Genomic DNA, 12,920 nt, shown 5'->3' with positions numbered 1-12,920 from the left:
CTCAGCGGCGGCGTGTGGACCGCTTGGGTGCAGCCTTCTTCCGGGTGCGCTTGGTCTCCGGCGGGAGATCGAGCTCACGCTCGGCGAAGCGCATCGCGATCTGATACGCCACTTCCGAATCGACATCGGGATCCTCGAGAGCCACCTGGATCGACAGGCCGTCGAGCAGCGCCGAGAACTCCAGCGCAAACATCCGGGCGTCGACCTGCGGGTCATGCTCACCGGATTCCGCCGATTCCAGGGCGTCGATGATCATCCGCCGCCACCGGGCGTCGAGCTCGATGCGGCCGGACCTCACCTCGTCGTGGCGAAAAGCCTGAGCCCACAGGTCGAACCACAGGCCCCAGGCGCCGGGGATCTCGTCGGCCCCGTCGCCTTCGGGGACACATGTCCACCGGATCAGCAGCGATAGCCGCTCCCGCAGCGAGCTCACCTCGGCCAGCATCGACTCGGCCGCTTCGTAGAAAGATTCCTCGGAATGCCGTAGCGCGTCGACCAGCAGCCGGTCCCGGGTGCCGAAGTAGTAGATCACCAAGGCCGAAGACACGCCGGCGCGCTTGGCCACGTCGGCGATCCGCGTCTCGGAAAAGCCGCGCTCACAGATCAACTCGGCGGCCGCCCGCAGCATCTGGATGCGCCGGGCCTCATTGTTCTCGGTGGCGGGGGCTGGTTCAGCCATGACTGCGTAAATCTCCCAACGACGTGACGTGCTGCCTCTTGTCCGAAGCCTAACACTTGGTTAGATTGAACAGTCAGTCAAGGTTGGCGGAAGAGGGCTCCATGTCCAACACAAACGGCAAGTCCAACACCTATGACGCTCTTGTCATCGGCGGCGGACACAACGGCCTGGTCTCGGCGGCCTATCTGGCGCGCTCCGGCGCCAGCACCCTGGTCCTGGAATCCCGCGGCACACTCGGCGGCGCCGCCACCACCGAGGCCCCCTGGCCCGAGGCGCCCCACCTGCGCGTGACCCGCCTGTCCTATGTGATGAGCCTGATGCCGCCCACGATCGTGCGCGACCTCGGACTGGAACGCCACGGCTACAAGGTGCATCCGATGGGCCCCTACTACCAGGCCTTCCCCGAAGGCGGTTCGCTGACCATCTACGAGGACGATCCCGCACGTACCCACGAAGAGCTGGCGAAGTGGTCCAAGAAGGATGCCGACACCTGGCCCAAGTGGAACGCCTGGCTCGAGGGCATCGCCGACGTGATGGGGCCGCTGCTGACCCAGGTGCCGCCGAACATCGGCTCCCACAAACCCTCTGACCTACTCGAGCTGGCCAAATTGGGATGGAGCCAGCGCGGGATCACCACACGCATGACCGGCGATGTCACCCGGCTGCTCACCATGAGCATCGCCGATCTGCTCGACGACTGGTTCACCTCCCCACAGATCAAGGGAGCACTGGCCGTCAACGGCGTCATCGGCACCTGGGCCGGCCCTTACGAACCCGGCACCGCCTACGTGATGGCGCACCATTCCATCGGCGACGTCGGCGACGGCCAACTGGGCAGCTGGGGCTACCCCGAAGGCGGGATGGGTGCGGTCTCCGAGTCCATCGCACGCTCAGCGCGCAGCTTCGGCGCCGAAATCCGCACCAACGCCCGGGTTTCGCGGCTACTGGTCCGCAACGGCCGCGTCCTCGGCGCCGTCCTCGACACCGGTGAGGAGATCCACGCCCCCCTGGTTGTCACCACTTTGCACCCCCGGACCGCATTCCTGGACCAGATCCCCCGGCACGAGCTGCCCGACTCCTTCGTCAGCGATATCGAACACTGGAAAACCCGCAGTGGCGTGGTGAAGATCAACCTGGCCCTCGGCGAGCTGCCCAACTTCACCGCCGACCCGAGCTCCGGCCTGGCCGAACACCACACCGGCTCCGTCGAGATGGCACCCACGATGGAGTACATCGAGGCCGCCTTCCAAGACGCTCGCCTCGGCCGCCCCGCTGCGTTGCCGTTCAGCGATGGGGTCATCCCGACCACACTGGATACGACACTCAATCCTGATGGCACCCACATCATGTCGCTGTTCACGCAATGGGTTCCGGCACAGTGGGCTGCCGAACCGCACACCGAAGAACTCAACGCCTACGCCGACCGTCTCATCGATCTCTACGACCAGGTGGCGCCGGGATTCACCTCGTCGATCCTGCACCGTGACATCGTCGGGCCGCACGAGATGGAACAGGAGTACGGCCTCATCGGCGGCAACATCTTCCACGGGGAGCTGTCGCTGGAGCAGTTGTTCCACATGCGCCCCGCCCCGGGATTTGCCGACTACCGCACACCGATCGCCGGCCTGTACAACGGCAGCTCGGCCACCCACGCCGGAGGCGGGGTATGTGGAATTCCGGGTTGGCAAGCAGCCAGGGCCGCGCTGGCCGACCACCGTCGCGCGGGCCGGCGGATCCAGATCCCCACCCTGGGCCGGCGCTCCTGAACGGCGCCATGCTGCGCCGGGCCGCGGTGGCGACAATGCTCGGCGCCCGTTCGGTTGCCGTCGTCGGCGCCAGTGCCCGCCCGGACAGCTTCGGCGCCAGGATGGTGACCGAGGCCCACCGCGGCACCGCCCGGGTCCATCTGGTGAATCCCCGCTATCCGCGGATCGGCGAACTGCCCTGCGCCCCAACACTAGCTGCCCTCGACGAGGTACCCGACCTCGTCCTGCTCGGCGTCCCGGACGCTGCCGTCGTCGCCGCCCTGGAATCTGCCGTCGCCGTCGGCGCCCGATCAGCGGTGCTGTTCGGATCGGCACACGGAGCCGGTGTCCGGGACCGGATCACCGCTCTTGCCGGCGAGTCCGGCATGGCGTTGTGCGGGGCCGGGTGCATGGGATTTGTCAACAATGCCCGCGGGGTTCGGGCGCTCGGCTACCTCGAGCCGGATCCGATTCCTGCGGGCGGTGTTTCACTCATCACCCACTCCGGATCAGCATTCTCGACGTTGTTGCGGACTCGGCGCGGGTTCGGGTTCCGGCTTGCGGTGTCCTCGGGGCAGGAGTTGGTCACCGACACCGCCGACTACGTGGACTACGCGCTACAAGACCCGGAAACGAAGCTGATCGCGCTGCTGCTCGAGACACCGCGCGCGGTGCCGCGGTTGGCCGCGGCGTTGCTTCGTGCCGCCGAGGTCGACGTCCCGGTGGTGATGCTGACCGTCGGCGGCTCGCCACGGGGCCGGGCAATGGTCGCGGCACACTCGGGCGCCTTGGCCGGTGACACCGAGGGATGGTCGGCGTTCTGCGCCGCCACCGGCGCGGTGCATGTCGGCGACCTTGCCGAATTCACCGACACCCTCGAGATCTTCGCGGCGGGCCGGCGGGCCCGCTCCGGTTGCGCTCCTGGCAGCGGGATCTCCACCGTGCACGATTCCGGTGCAGAGCGGGCACTGTGCGCCGACATCGCCCATGATCTCGGCATTCCCTTTGCCGAGCTGAGCCCGCACACCCTGGCCACCCTGAGCGAGCTGCTCGACGAGGGGTTGGGGGCCGGCAATCCCCTGGATGTCTGGGGCACCGGCGCCGACACCCGAGCACTGTTCGGCACCTGTCTGCGGTTGATGACCGAGGACCCGACCGTCGCCGCCACTGCCCTGGCCGTCGATCTGGTCGCCGAGTACGACGGCGATACCGCCTACACCGACGCAGTTCTCGACGCCGCGGAGTCTACGGCCGCACCGTTGGCGGTGTTGGCGTCGCTCTCCTCCGCAGTCGACCCAGCCACCGCCACCCGACTTCGTGCTGCCGGCATCCCGGTGCTCGAGGGGTATCGCAGCGGGCTCGGCGCGCTGCACCATCTGGCCACGTGGCCACGGCCGCCGGCGGAGCCGGACATCCCGATCAATGTAGCCCGCCAACACCGCTGGCAAGCCAGGCTGGCGCGCGGCGACGTGCCGGCGTTCGAATTACTGGCCGACTACGGCATCCCGGTGGTCATGTCCCGACCGGCGGAGTCCCTCACCGCCGCACTGGATGCCGCCACAGTGGTGGGCTATCCGGTTGCGCTGAAAACCGCAGGCCAGTTGCACAAGAGTGACGTCGGCGGGGTGGTACTGAACCTGGCCGACGAGTCCGCGCTGCGTGTCGCGTACACCGCCATGGCCGAGTCGCTGGGCCCTGCTGTCACCGTCGACAACATGATCGGCAGCGGGGCGGAGATCTCCGTGGGAGTTGTCCGGGACCCGAGTTTCGGCCCCCTGCTGGTGATCGCCGCCGGCGGGGTGCTGGTGGAACTGCACGCGGATCGTGCCGTGGCGCTGCCGCCGATCGGCCCGCGCGGTGCCGGACAGTTGGTCGATTCGCTGCGTATCCGGCCACTGCTCGACGGGTGGCGGGGCGCTCCCGCGGCCGATGTCGCAGCACTGATCCGGGTGATCATCGGATTCTCCTGTTTGGCAACCGAACTCGGAGAGTCGCTCGATGCCGTCGAGGCCAATCCGGTGATCGTCACCCATACCGGCGCCGTGGCGGTCGACGCATTGGTGATAGCTCGCGCCCGATAGGTCAGAAGCTGCCGGGATCGGCGAGGACCGGGGCGAACGCCAGTTCGGCAGCGCCGATCATCAGCGTGTCGGCGCCGAGCGTGGCCGGCACCACCCGGACCAGATCACACGGGGCGCGCATGCTGCGACGGGTCAGCTCTTCCCGGAGCACCCTGGCCGCGTAGGCCGGGAACACCCGCAAGAAGCCGCCCAGCACAATCAGTCTCGGGTTCAGCATGTTCACTGCGTTGCCGAGCGCGATCGCCAGCGCGCGGGCCTGCCGGTTGATCACGTCGAGTTCGGCGCCGCTGTGGGTGGTCGGTTCGGCGACGCCGTCGAGTTCGTCCAACAGCCGGGCCAACGGGGCCTGGGTGACCTCGGTTTCCAGACAGCCGACGCTGCCGCAATGGCACGGCTCGCCACCGCCGACAAAGGTGTGGCCCAGTTCCCCTGCGTATCCGGCGACACCCTCGAGCAGTTCCCCCGCGACCACAAAACCCGCGCCGATACCGCTGGGTCCGCCGTTGACGTAGATCAGGTGGTCGGCGTTGCCGTGCCGGCCGAAAAGGTGCTCGGCGATGGCTCCCACATTGGCGTCATTGGCCGCCGAGGTTGGTAACCCCGTTGCACCGGTGAGCATTTGACCGATCTCGACGTCATGCCAGTCCAGGTTCGGAGCCATCTGAACCGCCGATCCCGGCCCGTGCACCAGCCCCGGTACCGCAACACCGATGGCCGTCAGCGACTGCCCGTCCTGCAAACCGGCCCGGATCTGCTCGATCGACTCGACAGCGATCCGGACCGCGGCCGCCGCGGTGGGGATGCCGTCGGTGGGCCGTCTCACCACGTCGAGCACCAGCCCGCCCAGGCCCACCACACCCACGGTCACCGCGTCCACCTCCGGGGTGATCGCCACTGCCAGCAGGCGGTTGCCGGGACTGACGATGGGACTCGGTCTGCCGACCTGGGCCACTGCCGGCGCCCGGGACTCATCCACCAGCCCCCGCGCCGCCAAGTCCTCGACCAGATCCTTGACCGTTGACCGCGACAGACCGGTCCGGCGTGTCAGGTCCGCCCGGCTCAGCATCCGGTGGTGATGCACCAGGGTGAGCACACTGGACAGGTTGCGGCGCCGGACGTCGTCGTTGCTGGTGCCCACCCGGGCGGCGCGGTGCTCTCCGGTCGCGTTCATCGCCCTCTTTCTCTCACACTCTCGGTCTTGACAGTGGCCCAGCCCACATTTTATGTTCGATCTTAGAACAAATAAAGACCTTCCTTCGCCGCCCCGCCATCAGAGCGGCGGTAGGTATCCATCACCACCCCACCACCTACAGGTGGGAAGTACCGAGGAGCACCATCATGACGGTCCTGGAGTCCCACCTCGCCCAAGCCGACGAGCTGACACCGAAGCCCTCCGACAAATTCTCGTTCGGCCTGTGGACCGTCGGCTGGACGGGCGCCGACCCCTTCGGCGTCGCCACCCGACCCGCGCTCGATGCCGTCGAGGCGGTCGAGAGGCTCGCCGAACTGGGCGCGTACGGCCTGACGTTCCACGATGATGACCTGATCCCGTTCGGCAGCTCCGACGCCGAACGGCGCCGGTTGCTCAACCGGCTCACCTCAGCCCTGGACTCCACCGGCCTCGTGGTGCCGATGGTGACCACCAACCTGTTCACCCAACCGGTGTTCAAGGACGGTGGATTCACCAGCAATGACCGGGCGGTGCGCCGCTTCGCCCTGCGCAAGGTCTTGCGCAACATCGACTTGGCCGCCGAACTCGGAGCCCAGACTTTTGTGCTGTGGGGCGGTCGTGAAGGCAGCGAATACGATTCGGCCAAAGACGTCCAGGCCGCACTGACCCGCTACCGCGAGGCCATGGACCTGTTGTGCCAGTACGTGATCGACCAGAACATCTCCCTTCGGTTCGCCATCGAACCCAAACCCAATGAGCCGCGCGGGGACATCCTGCTTCCCACGGTGGGACACGCCCTGGCATTCATCGACACCCTGGCCCACCCGGAGCTGGTCGGCGTCAACCCCGAGACCGGCCACGAACAGATGTCCGGACTGAACTTCATGCACGGCATCGCGCAGACCCTGTACAGCGGCAAGCTCTTCCACATCGACCTCAACGGCCAGCGGGGCATCAAGTTCGACCAGGATCTGGTCTTCGGCCACGGCGATCTGGCCAACGCCTTCGCCCTGGTGGACCTGCTCGAGCACGGTGGCCCCGATGGCACAACGGCTTACGAAGGCCCCAGGCATTTCGACTACAAACCCAGCCGCACCGAGGACATCACCGGTGTGTGGGCGTCGGCGGCGGCCAACATGCGGATGTATCTGCTGTTGCGGCAGCGCGCCAAGGCGTTCCGCTCCGACCCCGAGGTGATCGAAGCGCTCGCCGCGGCCAAGGTGCCCGAACTGCGCGAGTCCACCCTGTCCCCCGGCGAGACCTACACCGAGCTGCTGGCCGACCCGACGGCGTTCGAGCAGTTCGACCCCGCTCCGTACTTCGGTGGCCGGGGATGCCATTTCGTGACACTCAACCAGCTCGCCATCGAGCACCTGATGGGCGCTCGCTGAGCCCGGCAGCAACGGCCGGACACCAGCTCAGCTGAATCCTGGACGTGACACAACTCACGTTATATGTTCTTTAGGAAAACAAACGCGGTCGGGGGTCCGCTCCTCCGTGCTGCAACCACATCCACCACACCCCTCGGAGGCGATACCCGTGAATCGAACCAGCGTCTTGCTTGTCGCCGCAGTTGCCGGCATCGGCCTGACCCTCAGCGCGTGCGGCAGCAACGACTCCGGATCCACTGGCGATTCCGGGTCCGACACCGGATCGGCAGCAGCGGCGTCCGGAAAGATCGGCGTCATCCTGCCCGACACCAAATCGTCGGTCCGCTGGGAGACCAAGGACCGGCCGTCACTGGAGGCCGCCTTCAAACAAGCCGGCGTCGACTACACCATTCAGAACGCCGAGGGCTCCGCCGACACCATGACCACCATCGCCGACGGAATGATCGCCGACGGTGTGACGGTTCTGGCGATCGTCAACCTCGACTCCGACAGCGGCGCTGCGATCCAGCAGAAGGCAGCCTCACAGGGAGTCCGGACCATCGACTACGACCGCCTCACCCTCGGTGGTTCCGCGGATGTCTACATCTCCTTCGACAACACCGTCGTCGGCCAACTCCAGGGTCAGGGTTTGGTGGACTGCCTCGGCAGCGGACCGGCAAATGTGGTGTTCCTCAACGGTTCTCCGACCGACAACAATGCAACGTTGTTCTCCGCCGGCGCACACTCGGTGATCGACACCACCCCGGACATCACCATCGTCGGTGAACAGGCGGTGCCGGACTGGGACAACGACACGGCCGTGACGATCTTCGAGCAGATGTACACCGCGGCCGACGGGAAGATCGACGGCGTGTATGCGGCCAATGACGGTTTGGCGGGTTCGGTGATCTCGATCCTGGAGAAGAACAAGCGCGCCGGGCAGGTGCCGGTCACCGGACAGGACGCCACCGTCGAGGGCCTGCAGAACATCCTGGCCGGCACCCAATGCATGACCGTCTACAAATCCGCGACCGAAGAGGCCAACGCACTCGCCGAAGCCGCGATCGCCCTCGCAAAAGGCGAGGACCCGCAGACCAACAACACCTCGCGCGACGACCAGGGCGGCCGGGACGTGCCGTCGGTACTACTGACTCCTAAGTCGATCACCAAGGACAACATGAACGTGGTGTTCGACGACGGCGGGCAGTCCAAGACCGACGTGTGCTCCGGACAGTTCGAAGCCTTGTGCGCCTCGGCGGGAGCCTGACCGACGATGGCGCCCAGCACCGAACCGGAAGATCCCACACCGATACTCGAATTACGCCGTGTGAACAAGAGTTTCGGTGTGGTCCATGTGTTGCACGACGTCGACTTCCAGGTCTACCCCGGCGAAGTCACCGCCCTCGTCGGCGACAACGGCGCGGGTAAGTCGACGTTGGTCAAGGCCATCGCCGGAATCCACCCCATCGACAGCGGCGAGTATCTGTTCGAGGGCAAGCCGGTCACCGTCCACGGACCCACCGACGTATCGGCACTCGGGGTCGAGGTCGTGTACCAGGACCTGGCGTTGTGCGACAACCTCGACATCGTCGAGAACATGTTCCTGGGCCGGGAGATGAAACATCGGGGCATCCTCGACGAGGCCCGGATGGAGACGATGGCACGCGAAGCGCTCGCGTCGTTGTCGGTGCGGACCGTCAAGTCGGTGCGCCAAGCGGTGTCCAGCCTGTCCGGTGGACAGCGCCAGACCGTGGCGATCGCCAAGTCGGTGCTGTGGAACTCCAAGGTGGTGCTGCTCGACGAGCCCACTGCCGCACTGGGTGTCGCCCAGACCCGACAGGTGATCGACCTGGTGCGGCGCCTCGCCGACCAAGGTCTGGGTGTGGTGCTCATCTCGCACAACATGGTCGACGTCTTCGAGGTCGCCGACCGGATCTGTGCGCTGTACCTGGGCCGGGTGGCGGCCGAAGTGAAGACCTCCGAAGTCACCCACAGCCAGATCGTCGAACTCATCACCGCGGGCCGGTCCGGCAGTCTGGGCCTGGCACCCGCGCAAGCCGCCGAATCGATGTGAAGGATCACGACATGACCAGCGTCCGTGCCGATGTCACGTTGGCAGACTCCGACTTCATCGGTGACATCCACGCCGATCAGACCTTCGGTGCTGCGGTACGCAGCTACCTACAGCGGGTGCGCGGCGGCGATATGGGATCACTGCCCGCCGTCCTGGGTCTGGTGGTGCTGTTTGTGGTCTTCGGCCTGGCCAACGACCGCTTCCTGTCGGCACTCAACCTGGCCAACCTCATCACTCAGGCCGGCTCGATCTGCGTGCTGGCCATGGGCCTGGTGTTTGTGCTGCTGCTCGGGGACATCGACCTGTCCGCCGGGGTGGCAGGCGGTGTCTCGGCGTGTGTGATGGCGTTGGCCATCGTGAACCTCTCCTGGCCGTGGTGGCTGGCAATCCTCGCCGGCGTCGCATGTGGTGCGCTGATCGGGCTCGCCATCGGGGTGCTGCGCGCCAGACTGGGCATTCCTTCATTCGTCGTGACACTGGCCTTTTTCCTTGGCCTGCAAGGGGTCACACTCAAGCTGATCGGTGAGGGCGGCTCGGCACGCGTCGACAACCCGGTGATCCGGGGTCTGACGATCAGTAACCTGTCGGTAGCCGCCGGCTGGACCCTGGCCCTGGTGGTGGTACTCGGCTTCGCCGGCCTGGAGGCCTATCAATATCGCCGCAAGACAACACTGCGGCTGGCCCATTCACCGGTCGGTGTGGTGGCGGCCCGCGTCGCCGTCGTCGCAATCGTGGTCCTCGGCGTGGCCTATGTGCTCAACATGAACCGCAGCGTCAACCAGAGCGTCGAAATCCGCGGCATCCCTTATGTTCTACCGTTGATCCTGGTGCTGCTCATCGTCTTGACGCTGGTACTCAACCGCACCTCCTACGGCCGGCACATCTACGCGGTCGGCGGCAATGCCGAGGCGGCACGCCGTGCCGGCATCTCGGTGGCCCGGATCCGGGTGTCGGTGTTCATCATGTGCTCGTCACTGGCAGCGCTGAGCGGCATCATCGCCGCGTCCTACGCAGGCAAGGTATCGGCGTCCTCGGGTGCCGGCAACACCCTGCTGTATGCCGTCGGGGCCGCCGTCATCGGCGGAACCAGCCTCTTCGGCGGCAAGGGCCGCGCCATCGACGCGGTGATCGGCGGGGTGGTGGTCGCGACCATCGCCAATGGTCTCGGACTGTTGAACCAGTCCTCCTACATCAACTTCCTGGTCACCGGCGGGGTGCTCCTGTTGGCGGCAAGTGTCGACGCGATCTCCCGCCGGCGTCGCTCGGCCACCGGCATGGGTTGAGAATCCTCAGCGGCGTCACGTCGAAAGTCGCTCTTGAGCAACCGTTTCCGGAAACGGAAGAGAGATCGGTTCGGGCTCGAGCCGGCTGCGGCCGTCGGCGTCGAAACGATCCAGACCGAGATCGGCGAGGTCCAGCCACTCACATCGGCCCGCGGTGGCCAGGTCAGCGGCGGCCTCCGCCACCGCCGGGCCCCACATCATTCCGTGCCCCGCGGCGCCGGCCACCACGGTGCCGGCGATCGGGCCATCGTCGCTGAGCAACGGGCCCAGGATCGGCAGGTGGTCCGGGGTGTAGTCGATGGTGGCTGCCCAGGTACGGCGCAAGCCGAGTCCACGGATCGCGGGGTACAGCTCCTCCATTCGGTCCCGGGCCTTGCGGTAGTACGTCCAGTCGAACTCCGTCGCCGGCCCCGGCACCTCCTCGGGGTTGCTCATCCCCCACAGCAGTCCACCGAATTCCCCTGGACGCCAGTAGATTCCGGATACCACGTCGAAGACCATGGGCAACTCGCGGACGTTACCCGCCGGCAGCGGGGCAGTGACGACCACCTGGTGGCGGGTACCGCCGGCCGGCACCCGGGCACCGGCAGCACGTCCGACATCGGCCAGTTGGGGGCCACCCGTCAACACCACGTTCTCGGTGTCGATCGGTCCGTCGGCGGTGTCGACACCGACCACCCGGCCACCGGAAGTGCGCAGCCCCGTGAACGCGCACCGCTCCCTGACATCAACGCCATGGGCGGTCAACGCCGCGGTGTACGCCAGGACATTGCGCGGCGCATCGATATAGCCATCCCCGGCCGCATAGGAGGCACCCATCGTCGACCCCGTGGCCAGGCCGGTGGCACGCGCGTCGAGTTCGTCGGCCGACAACCATTCGACGTCCAGCCCGAGGCTGCGCTGCAATGCGATCCGAGCCTGCGCCTGATCCACCTCGACGCCGCTGAAGCACGGCATCAGATAGCCCTGGGCAACAAACCCACAATCAAGCGGGAACCGATCTCCGCTGGCCGAATAGAACTGCTGCGAACGCATTCCGAGGCGGATTGCGGTCTCGGTGCCCCCCTGAGCGCGGACCATGCCGGCGGCTCGACTACTGGCCCCCTCTCCCAGCGTCGATGCCTCCAGCAAGGTCACGTTCTTCACCCCACGCTCGGCCGACAACACCGCCGTCCACGCCCCGACGGTGCCACCGCCGACCACCACCATGTCAGCACTGGTCATACCAAGAAACCGTCGCATAGACTGAACGCTCAGGCAAGAGCAGTGACGACGATCGGGGTGCGGCGCATGCATGGTCTGACCGCCGAGGATCAGCAGGTCCGGGACCGAGCTCACGAGTTCGCCGCATCATTGATCCCCTTCGAGGTCGAGGCCGAACTCGCCGGAGGTCGACTACCGGAGCAGGTCGCGGCCGAACACCAGGCGCGGGCCATCGAGCTCGGGCTCTACGCCACCAATATCCCCACCTCCGCTGGTGGAATGGGATGCACTGCGCTGCAGCAAGTTTTGGTGCAGGAACAGGTCGGCACCGTGACCAATGGGCTGGCCTGGGTGATGCACACCCCACCACAGTGGTGGGTCGAGGTCGCCACCGACTTTCAGCGGCAGCGTTGGCTGGCCCCCGCGGTGCGCGGTGAGAAGCACGAAGCGTATGCCATCACCGAGGAGTTCGCCGGATCGGATGTCTCGGACCTGCGGACGACCGCCCGCAAGGAGGGCGACGAGTACGTGGTCAACGGCACCAAATGGCATGTCACCTCGTTCAATCTCGCCGAATACCTGTTCGTGCAGGCGGTTCTGGAAAACGGCGACTTCGCCGGCGAACACGTGCTGCTGGTCGTGGATCTGCCGTGGCCGGGTGTCGAGGTGGTGCGCACCCCGCATTACAGCCACCACATCGCCGACGAGCACCCGATCGTCTCCTTCACCGATGTGCGGGTACCGGCGGCACACCTCGTCGGCGCCGAAGGTGAGGGCATGACGTTCACCCAGGATTGGTTCCGCTTCGAGCGCCTGATGGTGGCGGCCCGCTGTGTTGGCGCGGGCCAGCGTCTGGTTGACGAGATGACGGCGTTTGCCGGCGAGCGCACCGTGGGTGGCACCCGCCTGGGTGCACACCAGCTGGTGGCGGCCATGCTCGCCGACAGTGCCACTGAGTTGTTCGCCGCCCGCGGCATGCTCTACGACGTGGCCCGCTCGATCGACGCAGGCGCCGACCGCAAGGCGTTACACGGCCTCGCGTCAATGGCCAAGCTGTACTGCTCGGAGATGGCGGGCCGGGTGGCCGATCGTGCGGTGCAGGTGTTCGGCGGCCGGGGTTACATGCGGGAGAACGTGGCCGAGCGAATGTTCCGCGAACTCCGGGTGGAACGGATCTGGGAGGGCACCAGCGAGATCCAGCGACTGATCATCGCCCGTCAGATGCTCAACCACGGCCTGCTGACCACTCCGCGAGCAGACACAAACTAGGCCAAATGGGGCGGATTTCACCCGAGTTTGCGACTGCTCGCGGAG

General features: G+C 66.6%; 10 protein-coding genes. 7 read left to right on the top strand and 3 right to left on the bottom strand.

Annotated features, from left to right (window positions below; all coding sequences use genetic code 11):
* Position 1: 1 nt before the first annotated feature.
* A complete protein-coding gene (locus tag WBB07_RS06955; RefSeq protein ID WP_526306056.1) occupies positions 2-679 on the bottom strand; it encodes a TetR/AcrR family transcriptional regulator in 678 nt (225 codons plus the stop codon).
* Positions 680-780: 101 nt separating this feature from the next.
* Here WBB07_RS06955 and WBB07_RS06950 point away from each other — a divergent pair, with 101 nt between their 5' ends.
* Together WBB07_RS06950 and WBB07_RS06945 are read left to right on the top strand one after the other, a co-directional pair.
* Entirely contained in the window at positions 781-2,445 is a 1,665-nt protein-coding gene (locus WBB07_RS06950; RefSeq protein WP_526306054.1) for a phytoene desaturase family protein, read from the top strand.
* Between the two features lie 35 nt (positions 2,446-2,480).
* On the top strand, positions 2,481-4,505 hold the full coding sequence (locus tag WBB07_RS06945) for an acetate--CoA ligase family protein (RefSeq protein WP_526306052.1): 2,025 nt from the start codon (positions 2,481-2,483) through the stop codon (positions 4,503-4,505).
* A 1-nt stretch (position 4,506) separates the two neighbouring features.
* Here WBB07_RS06945 and WBB07_RS06940 read toward each other — a convergent pair whose 3' ends face one another.
* Entirely contained in the window at positions 4,507-5,676 is a 1,170-nt protein-coding gene (locus WBB07_RS06940) for an ROK family protein (protein ID WP_526306050.1), read from the bottom strand.
* A gap of 167 nt (positions 5,677-5,843) precedes the next feature.
* On the opposite strand from WBB07_RS06940, the gene xylA reads away from it, so the two are divergent.
* From xylA to WBB07_RS06920, 4 genes are all read left to right on the top strand, one after another.
* Positions 5,844-7,067 (top strand): xylose isomerase, encoded by a 1,224-nt coding sequence (gene xylA, locus WBB07_RS06935; RefSeq protein WP_526306048.1) that lies wholly within the window; start codon positions 5,844-5,846, stop codon positions 7,065-7,067.
* Positions 7,068-7,215: 148 nt separating this feature from the next.
* Positions 7,216-8,313, top strand: a complete 1,098-nt coding sequence (locus WBB07_RS06930; protein ID WP_526306046.1) for a sugar ABC transporter substrate-binding protein — start codon at positions 7,216-7,218, stop codon at positions 8,311-8,313.
* A gap of 6 nt (positions 8,314-8,319) precedes the next feature.
* Positions 8,320-9,120 (top strand): ATP-binding cassette domain-containing protein, encoded by an 801-nt coding sequence (locus WBB07_RS06925; RefSeq protein WP_526306044.1) that lies wholly within the window; start codon positions 8,320-8,322, stop codon positions 9,118-9,120.
* A gap of 11 nt (positions 9,121-9,131) precedes the next feature.
* Positions 9,132-10,403, top strand: a complete 1,272-nt coding sequence (locus WBB07_RS06920; RefSeq protein WP_526306042.1) for a sugar ABC transporter permease — start codon at positions 9,132-9,134, stop codon at positions 10,401-10,403.
* Positions 10,404-10,418: 15 nt separating this feature from the next.
* Here the strand turns inward: WBB07_RS06920 and WBB07_RS06915 are convergent, their stop codons facing one another.
* Complete coding sequence (locus tag WBB07_RS06915; RefSeq protein WP_526306040.1) at positions 10,419-11,627, bottom strand: NAD(P)/FAD-dependent oxidoreductase; 1,209 nt, start codon at positions 11,625-11,627, stop codon at positions 10,419-10,421.
* Between the two features lie 66 nt (positions 11,628-11,693).
* On the opposite strand from WBB07_RS06915, the gene WBB07_RS06910 reads away from it, so the two are divergent.
* A complete protein-coding gene (locus tag WBB07_RS06910; RefSeq protein ID WP_526306038.1) occupies positions 11,694-12,875 on the top strand; it encodes an acyl-CoA dehydrogenase family protein in 1,182 nt (393 codons plus the stop codon).
* The last annotated feature ends 45 nt before the right edge of the window (positions 12,876-12,920 follow it).

Origin of the sequence: Mycobacterium sp. (assembly GCF_049647605.1) — a bacterium.
Taxonomy (GTDB): domain Bacteria; phylum Actinomycetota; class Actinomycetes; order Mycobacteriales; family Mycobacteriaceae; genus Mycobacterium.
The sequence above is the reverse complement of the archived record's forward strand: the minus strand, read 5'-3'. Positions and strand labels throughout refer to the sequence as shown.